The following is a 17,806-nucleotide window of genomic DNA, read 5'->3' on the forward strand; positions in this document are numbered from 1 at the left end:
AGGGAGAATATTCTATGACTGATGATTTTGATTACGAACAACATGAACGGCTTCGAGGACGGGTAGCAAACGAGGCAGACAGTGTACTTTGGACATTCAAAGCCTACTATGAAGGTGCTGATTGGTATACAAAATGGGATCGGCGTTTGGACTGGGCACTGTTCGGAATTGCTGGTTTACTAACTGTTGCGTTGATCTGGAGTTCTACTCCTCAGATCATCTTGGTTAGCTTGGCGATCACTACCGCTATAATGTCTGGGTATCGTCGGATGGCAGATCCCAGTGACCGAGCCGATGACTGTTACAGGGCAGCACACGCATACCAAAGACTGTTCGATGATTTTCGTGATTTCATACAGCTTGAATTAGCCAACGTGGAAACCGGCTTGGAGGAGATGCATGAACGCTACCACGAGCTTGCGGAACGACGAAGAAACTTGAACGAGGACATGCCCGAAGTCACCAGCAAATGGTACGAGAACCTAGATGACTCGATTTATGACCAAGTCGGAACCACTGAAAAAGACAAAGAGAGATTAACAGGAGAAGCCAAGCTGGTCAATGGAGACGTGGAACATGATTTGAGTGAAGAGGAGGTCAAAAAACGTCTCACCGGTGACGCCGAACTCAAGGAAGATTCTGAGGAGGACGGCGAATGAGTATACCATTATCTCAATTAGAGACCTGGAAAAATCCAGGAGCCGATGATTCGGCTATGAAGACTCATAATCGGGTGAAGAACGTACTGAAGTCAGATGACTCAATACCCCAAAATAAAGAAAAAGATTTTGACGTTTATCTTCAAGGTTCATACCGTAACTCTACGAACATCTACGCAGACAGTGATGTTGACTTAGTCGTTCAACTGGATTCAACATTCAGACGTAATCTGTCTAAACTTAATTCGACTCAGAAATCTAAGTACAAGAATTCTTTCTCCAGTGCAAGTTACGGTCTAAGTGACTTCCATCAAGACGTTGTGGAAACGCTCAGAGAGCACTACAGTAGAAGTGACGTCACTGTAGAGGACCGGGCATTGGTTCTAGATAGCAGCTCACTCCCTCTAACCGCTGATATCGTTGTTTGTCAGCAATACCGACGATATAAACGCTTCCAGAGTATGTCTGACCAAGATTACGATGAGGGAATCCGATTCAAAGACCAATCTACAGGGGAGAAAATAATCAGCTATCCTAAGATCCACTACAAGAATGGGGCTGATAAGAATCAATCTGTCAGCAGTAGATACCGAGAAACTATCCGTATTATCAAGAATGCCCGGTCGTATTTAGTAGAGAAGGGAGAGATCGAAGAAGGGCTGGCACCATCCTACTTCATCGAGTGCCTGCTGTATAACGTACCATCAGACAAGTACACGTATGATCTGCAGGATCGTTATCGGAATGTTGTAGACTGGCTAGTGGAAGCAATGGTATCTGATTTTGAATGCCAGAATGAGATTCAGAAAATGTTTGGAAGCAAATCTACTCAATGGTCTACCTCAGACGCAAATGAATTCATTCGAAAACTCGTTGATCTTTGGAACAATTGGTATGACTACTGAATTTGATTCATAACCTGCTGTCTGAATATCTTGAATCTCCCCTGGAGTTCTTGAACCTCATTCTCAAGCCGATGTACTTTCTTGACGAGTTCTTTTCTGCTTAGGTTTTCGTATTCCTCTAGATCTTTCTTTTCAGATTGTTCTAGATACTGTTCTCCTTTGTCAGTGAGGGTGGCTTGTTTGGGTGTTTGGAAGACTCGTTTTTGTCCGTTGATGGTTCGGGTGGTGTAGCCGTCGGGTTTCTCGATTGTGATTAGGTCGAGGTCTTCGAGTTTGCTGAAGCAGTAGTTGACCTCGTGATTTTCCAGTGTGGTTGTCTCTGTGATTTTCTGGATGTCGTCGTGCCCGTTGCTGATGGCTTGGAGAACGATCTTGTCCTTACCCCGGAGCTCATCCATTGTTTCAGTCATTCTTCTAGTAGGACGCAGGGCTGTCCGAGTTGTGTGCAGTGTCCGTCGTCTTCTCGGTATAGACAGAAGTCTTCTAGATCTTCTTCGGGGTGGTTATCGAGTTCAGGGCATTCAGCTTCTACAGGCTGGTTGTGGATCTCGATTTGATCTTCACCGGCTTCGATGATCCGGTACTCACCATTCTCTAGCAGTGTTTCGGTGTCGGTGAACTCACAGTCCTCACCTTTGTAGTAGCTGTAACTGCCGTGACTGTCTTCGTGGTCGTTGCCTCTACGGTTGACCGGATCGCTTAGAATGTTCTCCAGCTTTTTCGCGTTACCCTGTTGGACTATGAAGATGCATTCCCGGTCTTCTTCGGTGGCTCGAAGGTAGTTGGTCAGGACTTTGACTGGCTTCGAGAGTGTGGAGTGTTCGGCTTCGAGATGTGCTATGGAGCCGTCTGGCAGGATGACTTTTCCGTCGGGTTTGTCATCGCCCTGTCCTTGGTATAGTAGGTTGACTTGGGTGCCTTCCCTGTCTTCTTCCAGCCGTGTTTTGGCGGTAGCGAGTAGTTGTGCGTGGATTTCTCCGCCAGCGTTGTTTCCATGTCCCAGTGACTGACCAAGCTGTACCTGGCTCTGTTTACTCCCTGATGATGCGACGGAGTATTCCTGTTTCAACTCCTCTACCTGGTTAGATGATTCTGTGTTCCAGGGTGGGAAGGTGTCGAAGATTACCGCCGGAGTCTGCTTTCGGTCATCCGGTGTTTGGAGTACTGCTCGGAAACGCCCCAGTTGGTTCACCTCTTTCTTCGAGACCTGGTTCAAGGAGGCCAGTAACCGGTTTTGCTGATCGCTGTCACTGGGTTTGAACACAATTTTGCTGCGGCAGTTGTTGAGGACTGCTTCTCGCATTGAATTGGATTCGAGGTTGGAGAGGTATTGGGTGGCAAGCCAGACTCCAAGCCGGTATTCTCGTGCCTCACTCAGCATTTTAGCGAGTGCACTTCCTTCGCTGCCGAAGTTTTGGAGTTCGTCGACGTACAGGTAGAATGGTGTCCTGTTTTCGGGTTTCTGGGTGATCCGGCTTTGTGCTGCTGCCCAGACCTTGGTAATCACTATTGACCCGACGAGTTGTGAGACAGTATCTCCAATCTCTCCTTTCTGTACTTCGACCAAGATGATTTTGCCCTGGTCTATTGCGTTGCGGAAATTGACGTCGCTACTCTGTGAAGAGACGATTTCGCGGATGGTGGAGTTCATCACGAAGTCGTTCAAGCGGCGCTGTAGAGGCTCCATCTGGTAGCTGCTCATATCCTCTTTGACTCGGACCAATTGCTCACGGACCACCGTGTCTTCGGTTCGATCGATTAACTCACTCAATGCGTTGTCCTGGATTACGCAGCGGAAGACGTCCAACAAGGAGTTTGACTCATCGTTGTGGATGTTCAGATCGATGTGTGCCCGAAGCAGTGTTTCTAGTACTCGTCCCCAGCGTTCACCCCAGTTTTCTGTTTGGCGTTTGAATAGATCGATGAGGTCGGAGACGATGATCTCTTTCTGGTTCTCCTTCTGCTGCCGGGTCATACCCTCAGTGATGTACGGTTCTAATACGTTGATCGAGGGAATGTTTTCCTGGGCCGGGTTGATGTAGAGGATATCGTCTAACCGGTCTTCGGGGAGTTTGCTGAGTATTTGGTTGATGGCGTCGCCTTTCGGGATGGCCATGCAGAACCCACGGTCTTTCTGTGCGTCCTGTAGGGCTGCGTGGATCATCAACTGGGTTTTCCCGTACCCGGTCGGTCCCGTGTTGAGTACGTGGATCAAGCGTTTGTCATCGGGTATTCCAACGTTTTCTTCGACGCCGAGTGTACTGGTATGGGTGCCAAGGAACGTGGTTGTGAAGCTATCGCCGTTCTCGACTAGTTTCTGTACTTGATTGGGTTTCATGGTGTGCTGTAGCTGATGTTGGATTGGTTGCGGTCAGGAAGCGAGACAAGGCTGGACAGTTCCTTTTGAGTGGTCCGGAACTTTCGGCTCCAACCACCGAATCTTCGGTCACGAACGGTTTCTGCGTAGCTGCGAAGCCGGCTTTCTAGGAAGGGTTGGAAAGTAACCGTGTTGAAATACTGGTTGGTTTCCGGGTTCTCGAACCGGTTGAATCCGCCAGCAAGTTCTTTGATTCGACTCGGTGTGTACTCGCCAGCGTTGATGATCAGGAAGCGGATACTGGTCCAGTATCGGGCGTTCCCGATTTTCTGGTTGATGCTGTGTGCTTGCTGTTTTTCTCGACGGGTGGGTCGGGTCGACCCCCAGATACCTTGTTTCTCTTTTTTGAGGTAGTTGCGTTGCTGAACAGCTTTCTTCCGCCACCACCAATTCCGAGCGTTTTTAGCTGCGATTGGCTGGAACAGGACCTGGATTACGAACTTAGTATCCTGCATCGAGTGCCGGTGCAGAAGCGCTGTAACCGCGTTGATAGGCGGTGAGTCGTGCTCAGTGTTCAGGGTGTACCAGTCATCGTCTCCAAGGTGGAGCAGCCCACCACCCAGTGTTTCATCTTGGTAGACCGGTAGTCCGTTGACTCCGTCCCTGAATTTGACTCCAGGTATTTCATCGGCTAACTGGGTCCGGACTTTACGTTCAAGTCGTTTAGTGGGTACTGAGTACTGGAACCGGAGTTGATCGTTTCGTGCTCTCCGTATTTCGTAGCTGACTGTGGGTGAGGTATTCTTGAGACCAAGCCACTTGTTCTGTATCTCCAGTATGCCGGAGACGAAGTACGGCAAGGTAGATGGTGTGTCCTGGTTTCGCGGTGGGAGAACCTCGACACTGTGCCAAGGCTTCGGAGAGTTTTGCAGCCACTCTGCTTCTGCCTCATTGAGGGTTATATGATTTGACCGCAGGAAGTCGAACACACCCATTATTCACCACCTCCTTGTGTGATCGTGGAGTATTCGGTGTAGGTGGCGGTGATCTGGACTTTGGAGTCGAGGCGGTCAGTGATTTTCATCAATGCCTCGCTGTAGTCGGATTTGGTACCTGTCTTCAGTTTCTGTAGTTCAGTGGTCTCCTGAGTGGAGAGCTGGAAGAAGTCGATAACATCTTCCGCGACTTCGCTGTGCCGCATTAGGAAGGTGGCTTCCAAGTTTTTCAGGATGTTTCGACCCTCCAAGTTGGATGCGAAGTCATCGGCGTTCTGTGAGATCATCACTACCGAGGTCTGGGTGTCTCTGGCCTCTCGGACGAACTGTTCGAGTGCCTCCCGTCCCTTCTTGCGGCGTAGAATATTGTGGGCCTCGTCAATTATGACGAACGTCTTACCCGTGTTTTGGGAGGTATGGCTGTAGATCGCTCTAACTAATTTTACCAGGTTCTCCGCGTTGTCTTCGCCGCCCCGCTCTTCGACTTGGAAGCCCTGTACCCTCTGTTCGAACTGGTAATCAGTGTCGCTGTTGAGTGTGGTTGTGGAGCCGCCAAGCTGTTCGATGATGCTACCGTACTCGTTTTTCGGGTCGACTACGATGATTTGTTCGAGGCTGGGGTAGGCGAGTTTCCAGCGTAGAAGCAGTGTTTTGGCGTAGAAGCTTTTGCCGGACCCGGTTTTGCCGAGAATGGCAAGGCTGTGGCTGCTCCAGTTCCATAGATCGAGGAGAACTGGTGATTGATCTTCAGTTGAAGTGCCGTAGATTATCCCGGAGCCTTCATTCTGGTTGCTGGTGGCGAATGTGAACCCGCTAGCTGCCGAACTGCTTGGCATTATCCGGGAATGGTTCAAGGGGTCGTTGTAGAGAAGTGACTCTGTTTTGACGGCTTGATCCGTCCGGAAGACCGGTGACTGGTATTCAGATAGCAGTGTATCGAGTCGGGTCTTTGCTTGGGTGTGTGCGTGGTCTCGTTGCTGTGGTGTGTCTCCGTGAGCGACGATGTAGGTGCTGTAGTCGATCAAGGACTGGTTGTTGTCAGCAGCTAGGCTAACCATGTTTTCAGCGTCTTCTCGCCGGGTTCGGAGTTCTGCGATGTCTTTGATTAGACCGCCTCCGAGCCGTGAGTTGATTTCTGCGTCTAACCGGTCGATGTGTCTTTCCAGTTTTCGAACTGTTTTGGACTGGTTCCGGGGTTCGATTCTCTGGATGATGTCGATTCGGCCGTTGCTAGACTGGTTTAGCAGTGTGACTGGCCAGCCGAGTTCTGCGTTAGCAGGGTACTCGGTGATATAGAGCGGTCGGCGGTAAGCCCCGATCTGTGAGTCGGGTAACTGGTAAGTCCGAATGTCGTGGCTTGACTGTTGGTTGAAGCTGTATGCGTATTGCTGGAGTTCTAATCCGGTGACTTGCGTTGCTTCTAGGCTTCCCCGGTTGAGTTGGTCGACTACGACGTCGATCCGGTGGTTGAGCTTTGCTATGGTTTCCGAGTTGTCGGATTCTGTCTCGGGTTCAAGTTCGATGTAGGACTCGATTTTTTCGAATACTGGTTCCAACTGCTCGTAGTGTTCTCGAACATTCTGAAGTAGCTCTCTGAATTGGGTTTCTCCGGGTTTGTCTGCCCTGACAACGATGTAGTGGTGAGTGGTCGTGGCGTTTCCCTGATTCAGATTTTCGAGGTACTGGACGTAGTCCTGGGCCTGACTGGTTTCACCCTTATCCGAGATCTTCTCGATGTAGGTATCGAGTTTCAGTGGTAGCTGCCGAGAGTGAACCTCAATGGGGAAAGAGATCGTATCGTAGAGCTCTGCAAGGACACTGTGTAACGCCTTCTGCTGGGGTTCACCTTGCATGCTAAGCGGTACAGGCTGGACCTTCACCACTCCAACAGCAGTACCGGTGGAGGTCAGCACATACTCGTCACTTACCCTGTCTATCTCAACTGGTTCACTGAATTTCTCCACCAAGTTTTGACGCAGGAAGTGGAACAAGTGAACGTCAACGGTCTTTCCCTCGATCTGGAGGAAAACCAGTGACAATCCGATAAGCAATCCTGCGAGGACACCGAGCAGTGTTCCAACTAGGTCAACAGGGTTGTACGTGATCCCGGCTGTGATCGTGGTCGGAACCAGCAACCGGGCAATGTCTTTGACTGTGAAGTAGCCAAGGAACTTGACCGGTGTAGCGGTGTTCCGCGGAAGACTGAATTTAACCATCAGTTCCCACCTCTGTAACCGAACTTGTTCCTGTCCTGGTTGGCTGCCTGCCGACCCTGCTTCAAACGTTTCTCACGGTACTCCTGCTGCTTCTGCATTTGTTTTCTCTGTTTGACCCGTGTTTTGACTCCTCGTGAGACCATGTACGCCTGGCCGAGGATCGCCTGACTGGCTCCGTACAACTGGTAAGGCATCCAAAGCAGGAGCGTGAACCCGGCAACACCTAGAACCCAGTTAGAAACTCCTTGTACACCGCTGCCTTGAGCAGATAAGAGTGAGAAAATAAATTTGAGTACGAGGACGTCGAGCGGTGCCATCGCTAACGCCGTCCAGTACCCGGAGATGAACGTATCCGCGTATCTCTTGGTTTTCGGGAACGCCCAAGCTAATGCCAGTAAGGGGCTGATCGCAGCTACGAACAGGATGTAGACGTTCCGGATGATGAACATCGCGACTAGTGCAAGTAGGAGAAATGCGTTGATCACCCAGACCAGTACTAGTGACACTGATAACCCGGCTAATTGGGTAGTGGACATCGTCAAACCAGAGGGTGCGAACGCATACACCAACGCATCCGAGAACTCTACCGTGTACTGAAGCAGGGGTAGAGAGATCGTGGCGAAGACTAATCCGGTGATGAACCGGGGAAGTATCATTCGGACCTCGCGGTAGCTGACACCGAGAACCGAGCCATACATGTACAGGATACCTGTCGCAGGAAGCACTAGTCCGGCAACCGCATAGGTCACCAGTAGTATATCTCGGTGAACTTCCTCGACGACCGGGTTGGGATAGATGGTCGGTGTGTTAGTCAGTATTAGCGTGAATTGTCGAACCAGTTGCTGTGCCAAGGTGTGAAACGGTTTGAACAGGACAGCTATCAGCAAGTCTTCGAGTGTGGTATCCCAGGTGCCGGTGAAGTCGGCTAATTCGTCGACAAGGTCATCAATAGCTGAGCTCAACCCGGAGAAATCGATAACAGTCTCCGAATCATCTTCCTCGTCCTCCTCGTTCTCAGGAGTGGGTGTCGTAGCCGCTACTGGTACTGCTAATCCGGTGATCAGCAGTACGACTACCAGGATTTTGAACGGGTTCATGTGCAGAAGGTCCCTCCCATCTGGCTGGTCAGGAACGAGACAATCATTCCTGCCGACAGTAACAGCACGGTCCCGATGAATACGCGTTTCACCGTTCTCTTACCGTGTTGAGTGTAGTCGTCACCGAACGGGCCAGCGATCAGGATACCTGCAACTGTGAATCCCAAGGTGGCTAGTCCGACACCCAATAGGAACGCGACATCCGTCAGGGTGTGAAGCAGCTCAAACAACGGCAGCAACTCCGGAGGAACACTGCACGGTAAATTATCGTGGGATGCCGCCGCAGGCTGAGCTGTAAGCGTCAGCAGCAGTGCGGATAGCACCAGATTCAACGTTCTTACACGAGCTTTTGGAATCCGTTTTCTCAACATTCCAGATAGGAATAGAGCAGCTCATATCATATTTCAGACGTTTTTCGAAGTTTCAAACCTGACTGTAACCTGCAACGCGTTCGAATTTTCGAACAGTATTATTACAGGGGACTTCGGTACAGTATTTGTGAGCCGGTAAATGGATCTGAGAATTTTAGAGGTTAAACGGCTTAGAGACAAGTTCAAACTGAACTTGCCGAAGTCTATACGCGAGCTGGTCTCGTTTGACCACCCTGTCTACGGGGAGTCGGTACAGTGGCATATTGACACAGAGAGTAAGGTAGCGGTTCTTTCTAGGTCATTTGAGGAGATAGAGGAAGGTCAGAGAAGGAACCATGCCCTGAGCAGTGAGAACTTCATACCATTAGAAAGGGTGAACGTGACTTCTGGTTCTACTATCGTTTTGATTAGTGAAGTCAGGAACAGTGTTGAATGGGAGGCAGAGGTCTCGGGACAAGTTGCTTACTTAGCCCATGATGAAATGTTGGAGGGGCAAAGAAGATCAGTGTACCTGGTTGGTGGGGAGGTCGCACGGGAGATGATCGATAAGGGTGTCTCGGTTAGTCCGGATTATGAATCGATTCTCAGCGCCACACCAGAATAGAGTAGAGATTTCAATATGTCTAATTTGAAGATGCAGCTTCCATTACCTTCTTCTGGAGATCGACTCCCGCTTTTAGCATTTTTACTGCTGCATCAACAGAGGTCTGTAATTGTTCGCTATCGAGGTCTTCTGGAATACGCATGACTGCTAGATGATTCTCAGTATCGCCGGTGTCTTTCTCAATGTAGGAGTCGGATGAAGAATATGCGTTCACAATGTGACTGAATTTTTGTTTAACAAAGGAAGCATCTAAAACACCTCTATATGTAATCAGGGCTTCCAGCAGAATACCTTGTCCGTTTAAATATGGGTCAGACCGATAGATCTCGATTTCACTCTGTGCTAAGTATTCTCTTTCTCCTAACTCAGGGCGCTTTGCTGGATATTTGTATTCCTGATCTAGTTTATATATGAAGTGTCTTGGGTCGTCTAGTAGTAGTTCGTCTAAGTCGATGTGTTCTCCGGGAAGTGTTAGATCTGGGTGGTCATGGAAGACAGATAGAATGTTTTTACGTTCTGATCCGGATTCTAAATCGCTTGGCATGAGCGGCTACAGGTGTCCCATTTGCTTAATAACTAGTGTGTACCCCTGCCTGGTTCTCTATTGATCTGAGGTGAAGTGCTGAGTCCAAGTGAAGCTGGGTGTTACTTGTTGAGTTTGTTTGTTGGGATTCCGAGTTTGGAATACAAGATGAGGTGGAATTGTCTATTCAAGGAGAACGCTATACTTTCGACGATTTAGACGAGTTGTACAAAACCGCAGATAGATTGCCTGAAGTGAGTCGTCACGACGTCTATGCCCATCACACCGAGAGTGATGAATGGGAGAGTGTGCCGTACAGGGATTCTTTGTGGACTGATGATGGTCGGACCACAGGTGTAGTCTCAAGCAATGACGACTTCTACAACGTGATTCAGTACGGTGATATCCTCGAAACAGTTGGTGACGCTGTAGAGCAGCACGGTGATTTGAATATCGGTGTCAAGGGAGGTGTTTCACTGTCCCCGACAGCTCATAGAATGAGTGCCAACATCGATTTTACCGGAGACACTACGGTCTACGCCAATCAGGATGATCCGATCAATCTCGGTCTGAAGGTGCGAAGCGGTCACAGTGGTTTTCACGGTTTGAAGTATGACGTTGGTGCTGAACGCCAGGTCTGCAGTAACGGGATGATGGCTTTTGTTTCCGAGCTCGGGTTCGATCAGACACACGGAGATCCATTCCAACCCGGGTTAGCATATCACGCAGTAGATGCAGTGATTGAGTCTCCCGCCGAGATCGAGCACCGATTGTCTCAGGCACAGAACCGAGAGTTGATGAATCAGGATGAAGCACTGCTCGTACTCTTAGACCAAGGGATTGGAAACTTCCTGGAACAACCGGTTCCAGACTTACTCAATGCACTGCACGAGGAGGTGGATGATCCAGAATCACCGACGCTTTGGGAGACCTACAACGCGGCCACACGCGCACTAACACACTACACCGGTGACGTACCTGATTACGACTTGGACCACGGATTCGAGCAAGCCGCCAAACTCCTAGAAACCGGGTACAACGAGATTCCCGACCCAGAGCAGCTGGGAAGGCAGACAGTTGAGCGTAGAGCACAGCAACGGATCGAGTCTACTGAATCGGATGAGTATTGGGAGGGTGAAGATGAGAAAATCAGAGAGCTGCTTGAAAAGCACGGAGTAGAGGCATAGAAGAGGGTGATTCACTGATTACAGATTTTGATGAAGAAGAGCCTTTAGCGGCTTGGGAGGCAGCATTCCTTCCGAATTGGACGTGGGAAGCCTACGACAAAACCGAAGATGACCTGTATTTTGGCCGTGTCAAATCACCGAATACGTATGACTCGTGGGAGTACGGCTACTTCAGCCAAGACCAGTTAGAACAGGCTGGTGCCTACCGCATCGACCTAGATCCAGATAGCGAAGACCCACTGTTTCCGGACGGAGGTACACCTGTTGAGGACGTCGTCGGAGTGTATGAAACCGAGTTAGAAGCACTACTCGAAACAGGGGGTGATGAAAATACAAACGGTAGATGAGCTTCTCGACGAGTACACGGAGCAGAAACAGTTCGTGGAAGAGGAGAAATCGTACCGGATTAACTTGACCGGAGGCACCACGTTCTCCGGTCCACTCCGATATAAGTTGGAGAACAATTGACTGTGAATATCAATACTAACGCGCTTCTACCTTTGAATCCGGATTATTTGAGATTTACTCCAGCATCTTCGAGGATTCTTTCCAGATAATTTTTCCCATCTTTTTTGTCCTGTAGGTAAACGTTATTCTCCTCATAGTTTTCGACGCTGAAGTCATCAAATCGGTCGTTCAGGGTTTGTTCGTCAGTAACAGAAATGACATAAGAATGCATTTCAACATTGGAATCGTCGAGCTGGTCTTCCAACTTATCAATCCGCTTAGCCAGTTTCACTTTATCTGCGTTCTCGACTTGAGCTGGTTCCCATACCATGCCGTGTGGATCCAGGAATATCAGTTTCTGACTCTGATCGCTCTTGATCCAAAGTAGGAAGTCTGGATATCCACCTTGCTCAAACCCAACCCCTCGGTTACGCGGATTCCGCAGTAAGTAAATAGTCTCTTCAGATAGCTTACCCTCTTTACACAATCCGTCTAGTCGCTCAACAAGCCTTTGCTCATCTTCATTGAGGGATTGCGCCGGTGCCTTCAATTGTTCTTCTGGATCTTTATCTTCGATATTCTTCTTGATGAATAGAGGTTGGTAGAGGCTCCTATCGAAGGAAAGGGTATAGTTGCTATTTGGATCACTAGCACTCTCGATGATTTCTGTTACTTCTTCAATGAGGTCGTTATCATCGGGAATTCTAAATTTGAGGTCGAAATTTAGTTCTGGATCTTCTTCATTAAGGGTCTGATATTCTCTCCGTAGATCTTCCCAATTGGACTTCTCAGTAGTGTAGAAATTATCTATGTAGCTGCGAAGGATGATTCTAATAATTTCCTCAGTCTTCTCTTTTTCTGTGACTATGCTATCCGACTCAATTCGTCTCTCCGGACATTGAAGCACGAATTCGTCGTTATTGATTATTTTCCTGAGGTCCTTTTTATCCAAAATCAGATTGGAGTAGCCGCTGCGTTCTTTATATCCAATCATATCAATTAAGATCTGATCCCAATCAACTAGAGATGTCTTCAGATCATCACCGGTCATCTTGTTTTTCTCTTCACTCAATCCTAAAGAGGAACGACTACGGAGAGTTTGCACTTCTGGATATAAATCTACAAACGGCTTATGAGAATCAGAAACATCTAAACTGGAAACCGTTTCGTCAACGTAATTAGTCTCGTCACTCCTTCGAGGAACCTTGAGATCATCATCAACTAGATCTGTATCGACCTCCGTCTCCACAGACTTTGTGACAAACCCGGTTGGTATATCTTCTTTTTCGAGCTGATCCTCGAATTCTTTAATGTAATCTGCCTTGATCCCAAATACATTCAGCCTTTCAAGGATTTCAATATTTTTGGGGATCTCAGATTCAGAGAGTTCTAGATGGGCTGTACGTTTCAACGAATGGTTCTTTCCACGAAGACGTATCCCTCTACCGAAGATCTGGATGATTTCAGCACCCTCATTACGACCGACTCGCATCAATCCCATATTGGAAACTCGATAGCTGTCCCAACCTTCGGTGAATCTTTTTGCACCGATCAGAACGTTCACGTCTGAATCGCCTGAATCCAAATCTGCGAAAATAGAGCCTTTGAACTCCTGCTCTTCAACGACTATATCGGTGTTTTCCTCAATTCGGTCAACAAACTGCTTAGTGGTGCCGGCACCAATATTCACGAGACCGAAGTACTCTTCATTTCTTCCAACACGTAACCCAATTTCTCCTTCCGTGTTCTTCAGCCGGACAACATTGAGTTCAGTATCCGCCGAAGAATTGAATATCAAATCCAGAAGTTCCTGATACATTTCTTCTGGGCTGATATCTGCAGTCTTCAGGTAATTGAACCGGTCCTCAAATAGGGGTTTGCCGTCCTCGTCAAGAAACTCAGTGCCTGATAGGATATCATCTATTTCGTCTATTATCGTTTCTCGATTACTGAGCACTCGATTCAGAAATCTCACAACCTCTTCTACGTCAGAGACTTTGTCCTTCTTTGTCAGTTCTCGGCCACTTACCGCGTTTACTGTTTGCCCGACAAAGATCCAAAGCGGGTCCTCCAAATTGAAGTCTTCAAGGTTCTCTGAATTCTCCGTGAAGTACTTCTTCTGTTCATAGAATGAGAGCAGATTTGCGGTTAAGTACTTATTTCGGCGTGTCGATTCATCATCTGCAAGATTCAAAATGTCGTATTCTTTTCCGAACCCGTCAATATGGAAATTCCGGAATGAATAGTCAAAGAGGATTGACTTGACATAGCGATTCTGTAATTGCTCGTTTTCGATAGAGCTCAGTGCTTGACCAAAGGTCGCACTGTATTCAAAGGAAAATCCATTCTCACCGATTACCTGTTCTCTATAGTTAATCCAGGTATCCCCTTGAGCTCCTTTGTGTCCTTCATCAACGAACACGAGGTTGTCTCCCTCAAACATTTCTACTGGGAATGTCTTGTCGCCATTTTCATCACTTATCTTATATATATCTAAAACGCTTACTAGAGCGTCTGAGGAAGAGTTGTTTCCGGGGCTGAACTTTTCCGCTTCAATTCCACTCGCTTCAAATTCTTCTAGATGCTGCTCGGTTAGGCCGCTGTCAGGAGTGATCAGTAAGATATTTTCAACTTCTTGGCTTGTATATTTCTGGAATTGCCAGAAGTTTGCGTGCATAACCAGGGTTTTCCCTGAACCAGTAGCCATCCAGTAAGCGAGTTTACGTAGGTTACCTTCCTCTAGAGAATATAAGTCGTCAGCATCTAATTCGGCTTTCTTGTCATCTATTACCTGGCTGAACTCCTCTTTTAGCTTCTCTCGATGGTTGTAGAAAAGATCAAGATATATTTCTGTGAATAGCAGTGAGAGATACTGGAAGTACTTCAGTCGAATATCTTCATCTCTATTTTCATTTAGCTTCTTCTCATACTCCCCGATGTTTTGATCATACTGGTCGATACGATCCCAGACCCAATCGGTCGGCTCTAATTCCGAAGTCAGATTCTCTTTAAATCGACTACGGTTATCGGCCTTGAATCCCTCTTCTGTATCATTCAACGCTTCTCGGAAGTCTTCAAAGCTGTCAGCGCCGAACTTGTTGTTGAGATACTCAACTAGTACGAGTTTCTGGTCGAAGTTGTCCATCTATTCCCACATCCGGTTCTGGAAGATTTTTTCAATAGACTTTGCGTCGGGGAGAGCGCTGTCGTAGTTTATATACACGGAATCCTCATCCCCCAGTACGTTACTTCTCAGGAACTCTCGATCGTTTTCAAAGAATTCTTCGCCGTCATCGTCTTCAACAGTTCTCCAAATCACCGTGACATTCTCATTGTCTCGCTCGCCATTTACTACACGATACTTCCGATCATTGTTTTCCAGCTGCTGAATACTTCGAACCTCCAGACCTAGGAGATAATTGAAAGTCTCTATAAGATCGATTGTCTCTTTCTTGGTTTCATTCCCTTTTTGAATATAAAGAGAGTACTCAAATGGATCTTTCAGCCCTCCAAGATCTAGCAAAGACGGCCCATCTACTTCGAAATTCAGATAATAGGACAGTCTGCTCGGTGAGAATTCATCAAATGAGGCTTGCGAATCTCCACTTTTCAGATTTTCTTGGTGTAATGTGTCCTCGAAATCTTCAGTCTCAATGTACTTGAATAGGTGTGAACGACCACTAGAACCCTCTGGAACACCAAGTTCCCAATCTTCACTGTAAACCCACTTGATGATTCTCGGCTTGATCACTTCGTGGAGGTAATCAGCCATCTCAATCATTACATAATCTCTATTCTGGTCATACTCTTCATTTAGCTCTAATACTGCCTGCGCAGTAGTTCCGGATCCTGCAAAGAAGTCTAAAACTGTTCCATCATGACCTGCCCCAATCTTCACACATTTTTTGATTAGATCCACAGACTTGGGGAAGTCAACGGTATGGTCGCCCATCAAATGCTTCAACGCTTCTTTTCCTCGCTGATTATTGATTTCTTTGTCGGTCCATACCGATTTTGCCATCGTTTTAGCGACTTCTCCGTTCTCATCTCTCAGGTAATCCTTTCTATAAACTCGCCAGTCTCCATTCCTCGTCTTCCGACCGACCAACATATCGATATTGTTAGCTACTTTCTCTTCACTCCACGTCCAACAATCGTCCCGTCCCCGGGAATCAGTGGGATGTATTTCTATTGAATAATCTTCATTTTCTTCTAAGGCGACTTCATTTGTATCTGGATTGATATAAAGCGGAAAATACAGATTCGGACGGTTTTCTCGGTTGAATTGTGGATTTCTGTTTCTGAGACCAATGTCTCTATATTTGCCCCGATCATCTTCTCTATCGTACTCTTCCAGCATCTCACCTTCTTTTGGCATTCCGGTTATCGCATCTGTATTCGAGCTATCCTTCACATAGCTCAGAATGTATTCGTGTGTATGAGCGACATATTTGTCCATAGTCCGTCCACGCGGGTTGAGCCGAGCAATGAGGTTTGCAGCATTATTCTCTTCTCCAAATATGTCACTAAGGAGTAGATTGTATCGATCCATTTCATTATCGTCTATACTAGAGAAAAATGCTCCATCTTCGTTCAGCAATTGACGGCTGGCAGAAGCCCGATCATTTAACATACTGAGCCAAGAAGAGTGCGGATAATTGTCTTTGTAGACAAACCCGTCATTTCCTGTATTATATGGGGGATCAATGTAGATACAATCGATAGAATCAGAGTATTTGTTTTCCAATAGCTTAAGGCTCTGATAATTCTCCCCGTTTACCAGTACTCCTTCTGTAGCGCTATCGACATCATCAATATGAGAGAGCAGCCTGAACTTGAACTCTGGATCGAAAAACTTGGTATCAATCATCATCGATTGATGCTGTTCTAAATAATCCTCGTCAAATTCAGCACTACCGGTATACTTCGCAAGACCGCTTTTTTCGTCGATTGCGTAGAGTTCCCTCCACTTTTCTAATTGCTCATCGTTCTCAAGAATCTCAGAGTAGAGTTCTTCTGGAACCTTATCGAGTGTGACACAATATTCAGAGTTTACGACGAACTTCTTCTTCTCATAAAGCTTCTTCTGGAAGTCTTCTATTTGGGATATAAATTCAATTATTTCTGTGGCAATATTCTCAACCGCGTTAAGTCTAGCCCGAACGTGAGATGGTATCTCTCCAGTTTCATCGGTTAGTTCTTTCCAAGAAAATACCTCATTCTTCAGATAGAAGTCCAGTTCTTGTTCAAGAAAGCCTCCTAGATCCTTGTGGATGAAATAATCTTCTTCGTTCTTAGTGCGGTAATTCTTAAGATGCTTCTCTAGTACGCTACTGTTACTATATTCGGTCTCAGTATCACTCTCAAGGACCTCTCGCAGTTGTGAGGAAACTTCTGATAGGATTCTTTCTTTTATATCGTCCTGTATATCGCCAGACTTTGTACGAGAACTTTCTGAGAGGCCATATTCATCATAGTCTTCCTCTCTTAGTGGTCGGTATTCGAAATGTACAGTAAGGCAGCGGTCTTCCTGTTCGATCGGGTTCCGCTCCCGAAGGACGAAGTATTTCTCGTCTCCTTTCTTGTTACTCTTTTCTACGTGCGCATCGTGGAGTTTGAATTCGATGTCGTAGGAGTCCTTTCGGAATTTATAGTCTTGGAATTGTTCACCAGTTTTTACGAAGTACTGATCCTTGTTTGCCCAGTGGAGTTTAACCTCTTCGCCGTTATACGGAATGGCGTATTTTTCCTGGTTAGCTGCCCTTCGCTGAGGGATGAAGTCACCGTCTTCGTAGTATCGTTTAAAGAAGCGGTAGAGGTCCTGATATATTGCTGCCTCTGTACTTTCACCTATGTCTGCTTTCTCAGCTTCAGCTTTCGCTTCTAAATATTCGTCTTTTCGTTCTTTAGCAATTCCTTGTGCATCGTCAGGGAGAGCCTCTTCATCTATATTTCCGTGTTCATCAGCCCAGTGGGGGAAATCGTTATTTATCTGCTCTTTTGCTGCTTCAAGCCGTTCTCGAGCCTCACTCTGCTCTGTAGCTTGGAACTCCTCTAATTCATTCTTGACCTTTTCTTGGAGTTCTTCATCAAGAAATTCCTCAATCCGCCCCCGTTTTTCATTCATTATACGATACACACCGAAATCAAGATCCGCACTTTCAAATTGGAAGAGTTCTTCTAGAAGGGCTCGGAACTTTTCGTATTTTTCTTCTGTTTCGGGTTTTTCCCGGAGGTTCTGCTCCTCTAGGAAGTTTAGAAGGGCTCTTCTCTTTGCTGAGGACTTAATGCCTTTTACTTCTCCAAGTTCGTCCCACGTGATACCTCTCAGATCTTCAAGGGTATCATAACCCGCATTTCGAAAGCTATCGATTTTTGAAGGGCCAAATCCGGGTAAATCAGCAATGTCCTCTAGCTTAGCCATATTAGACAACTCCCGTCTAACCATTAAGAATGTTGCTCAAGCTGGACGAGTGAGTATCTCA

At 47.1% G+C, this 17,806-nt stretch carries 14 protein-coding genes; 5 read left to right on the forward strand and 9 right to left on the reverse strand.

Annotation, left to right across the window (positions count from 1 at the left end; genetic code table 11):
* The first annotated feature begins 14 nt into the window (after positions 1–14).
* Entirely contained in the window at positions 15–659 is a 645-nt protein-coding gene (locus RJT68_RS06260) for an SLATT domain-containing protein (RefSeq protein ID WP_407039511.1), read from the forward strand.
* Complete coding sequence (locus RJT68_RS06265) at positions 656–1,564, forward strand: nucleotidyltransferase domain-containing protein (RefSeq protein WP_407039512.1); 909 nt, start codon at positions 656–658, stop codon at positions 1,562–1,564. The genes RJT68_RS06260 and RJT68_RS06265 overlap by 4 nt, the downstream gene beginning before the upstream one ends.
* Here the strand turns inward: RJT68_RS06265 and RJT68_RS06270 are convergent.
* The 6 genes from RJT68_RS06270 to RJT68_RS06295 are packed head-to-tail and all read right to left on the reverse strand — an operon-like array spanning position 1,558 to position 8,560.
* On the reverse strand, positions 1,558–1,974 hold the full coding sequence (locus tag RJT68_RS06270) for a hypothetical protein (protein ID WP_407039513.1): 417 nt from the start codon (positions 1,972–1,974) through the stop codon (positions 1,558–1,560). The two genes, RJT68_RS06265 and RJT68_RS06270, sit on opposite strands and share 7 nt — an antisense overlap.
* Complete coding sequence (locus RJT68_RS06275; RefSeq protein ID WP_407039514.1) at positions 1,971–3,902, reverse strand: type IV secretory system conjugative DNA transfer family protein; 1,932 nt, start codon at positions 3,900–3,902, stop codon at positions 1,971–1,973. Before RJT68_RS06275 ends, RJT68_RS06270 begins: the two co-directional genes overlap by 4 nt.
* The gene (locus RJT68_RS06280; protein ID WP_407039515.1) at positions 3,899–4,876 is read right to left on the reverse strand and encodes a hypothetical protein; all 978 of its coding nucleotides are present in this window, start codon (positions 4,874–4,876) and stop codon (positions 3,899–3,901) included. The genes RJT68_RS06275 and RJT68_RS06280 overlap by 4 nt, the downstream gene beginning before the upstream one ends.
* Complete coding sequence (locus RJT68_RS06285; protein WP_407039516.1) at positions 4,876–7,092, reverse strand: ATP-binding protein; 2,217 nt, start codon at positions 7,090–7,092, stop codon at positions 4,876–4,878. Before RJT68_RS06285 ends, RJT68_RS06280 begins: the two co-directional genes overlap by 1 nt.
* A complete protein-coding gene (locus RJT68_RS06290) occupies positions 7,092–8,189 on the reverse strand; it encodes a hypothetical protein (RefSeq protein ID WP_407039517.1) in 1,098 nt (365 codons plus the stop codon). The genes RJT68_RS06285 and RJT68_RS06290 overlap by 1 nt, the downstream gene beginning before the upstream one ends.
* On the reverse strand, positions 8,186–8,560 hold the full coding sequence (locus RJT68_RS06295; RefSeq protein WP_407039518.1) for a pilin: 375 nt from the start codon (positions 8,558–8,560) through the stop codon (positions 8,186–8,188). The genes RJT68_RS06290 and RJT68_RS06295 overlap by 4 nt, the downstream gene beginning before the upstream one ends.
* Before the next feature lie 139 nt (positions 8,561–8,699).
* Here RJT68_RS06295 and RJT68_RS06300 point away from each other — a divergent pair, with 139 nt between their 5' ends.
* Positions 8,700–9,164: a hypothetical protein gene (locus RJT68_RS06300; RefSeq protein ID WP_407039519.1), complete on the forward strand. Its 465-nt coding sequence runs from the start codon at positions 8,700–8,702 to the stop codon at positions 9,162–9,164.
* 19 nt (positions 9,165–9,183) lie between these two features.
* On the opposite strand, the gene RJT68_RS06305 is transcribed toward RJT68_RS06300, so the two are convergent.
* A complete protein-coding gene (locus RJT68_RS06305) occupies positions 9,184–9,708 on the reverse strand; it encodes a hypothetical protein (RefSeq protein ID WP_407039520.1) in 525 nt (174 codons plus the stop codon).
* Positions 9,709–9,806: 98 nt separating this feature from the next.
* On the opposite strand from RJT68_RS06305, the gene RJT68_RS06310 reads away from it, so the two are divergent.
* A complete protein-coding gene (locus tag RJT68_RS06310) occupies positions 9,807–10,874 on the forward strand; it encodes a DUF932 domain-containing protein (protein ID WP_407039521.1) in 1,068 nt (355 codons plus the stop codon).
* A 324-nt stretch (positions 10,875–11,198) separates the two neighbouring features.
* Positions 11,199–11,342, forward strand: a complete 144-nt coding sequence (locus RJT68_RS06315) for a hypothetical protein (RefSeq protein WP_407039522.1) — start codon at positions 11,199–11,201, stop codon at positions 11,340–11,342.
* A 43-nt stretch (positions 11,343–11,385) separates the two neighbouring features.
* Here RJT68_RS06315 and RJT68_RS06320 read toward each other — a convergent pair whose 3' ends face one another.
* Both RJT68_RS06320 and RJT68_RS06325 read right to left on the reverse strand, forming a co-directional pair.
* A complete protein-coding gene (locus tag RJT68_RS06320; RefSeq protein WP_407039523.1) occupies positions 11,386–14,466 on the reverse strand; it encodes a DEAD/DEAH box helicase family protein in 3,081 nt (1,026 codons plus the stop codon).
* Positions 14,467–17,745 carry a site-specific DNA-methyltransferase gene (locus RJT68_RS06325; protein WP_407039524.1) on the reverse strand — a complete coding sequence of 1,093 codons (3,279 nt, stop codon included), beginning with the start codon at positions 17,743–17,745 and terminating at the stop codon, positions 14,467–14,469.
* Positions 17,746–17,806 lie beyond the last annotated feature (61 nt).

Source organism: Halovalidus salilacus (assembly GCF_031852275.1).
Classification (GTDB): Archaea; Halobacteriota; Halobacteria; order Halobacteriales; family Natrialbaceae; genus Halovalidus; species Halovalidus salilacus.

Coding starts and splice junctions, on each gene's coding strand:
- RJT68_RS06285 (WP_407039516.1), bottom strand. CDS start 7,092: ATGGTTAAATTCAGTCTTCCGCGGAACACCGCTACACCGGTCAAGTTC.
- RJT68_RS06265 (WP_407039512.1), top strand. CDS start 656: ATGAGTATACCATTATCTCAATTAGAGACCTGGAAAAATCCAGGAGCC.
- RJT68_RS06270 (WP_407039513.1), bottom strand. CDS start 1,974: ATGACTGAAACAATGGATGAGCTCCGGGGTAAGGACAAGATCGTTCTC.
- RJT68_RS06280 (WP_407039515.1), bottom strand. CDS start 4,876: ATGGGTGTGTTCGACTTCCTGCGGTCAAATCATATAACCCTCAATGAG.
- RJT68_RS06275 (WP_407039514.1), bottom strand. CDS start 3,902: ATGAAACCCAATCAAGTACAGAAACTAGTCGAGAACGGCGATAGCTTC.
- RJT68_RS06290 (WP_407039517.1), bottom strand. CDS start 8,189: ATGAACCCGTTCAAAATCCTGGTAGTCGTACTGCTGATCACCGGATTA.
- RJT68_RS06305 (WP_407039520.1), bottom strand. CDS start 9,708: ATGCCAAGCGATTTAGAATCCGGATCAGAACGTAAAAACATTCTATCT.
- RJT68_RS06325 (WP_407039524.1), bottom strand. CDS start 17,745: ATGGCTAAGCTAGAGGACATTGCTGATTTACCCGGATTTGGCCCTTCA.
- RJT68_RS06300 (WP_407039519.1), top strand. CDS start 8,700: ATGGATCTGAGAATTTTAGAGGTTAAACGGCTTAGAGACAAGTTCAAA.
- RJT68_RS06315 (WP_407039522.1), top strand. CDS start 11,199: ATGAAAATACAAACGGTAGATGAGCTTCTCGACGAGTACACGGAGCAG.
- RJT68_RS06320 (WP_407039523.1), bottom strand. CDS start 14,466: ATGGACAACTTCGACCAGAAACTCGTACTAGTTGAGTATCTCAACAAC.
- RJT68_RS06260 (WP_407039511.1), top strand. CDS start 15: ATGACTGATGATTTTGATTACGAACAACATGAACGGCTTCGAGGACGG.
- RJT68_RS06295 (WP_407039518.1), bottom strand. CDS start 8,560: ATGTTGAGAAAACGGATTCCAAAAGCTCGTGTAAGAACGTTGAATCTG.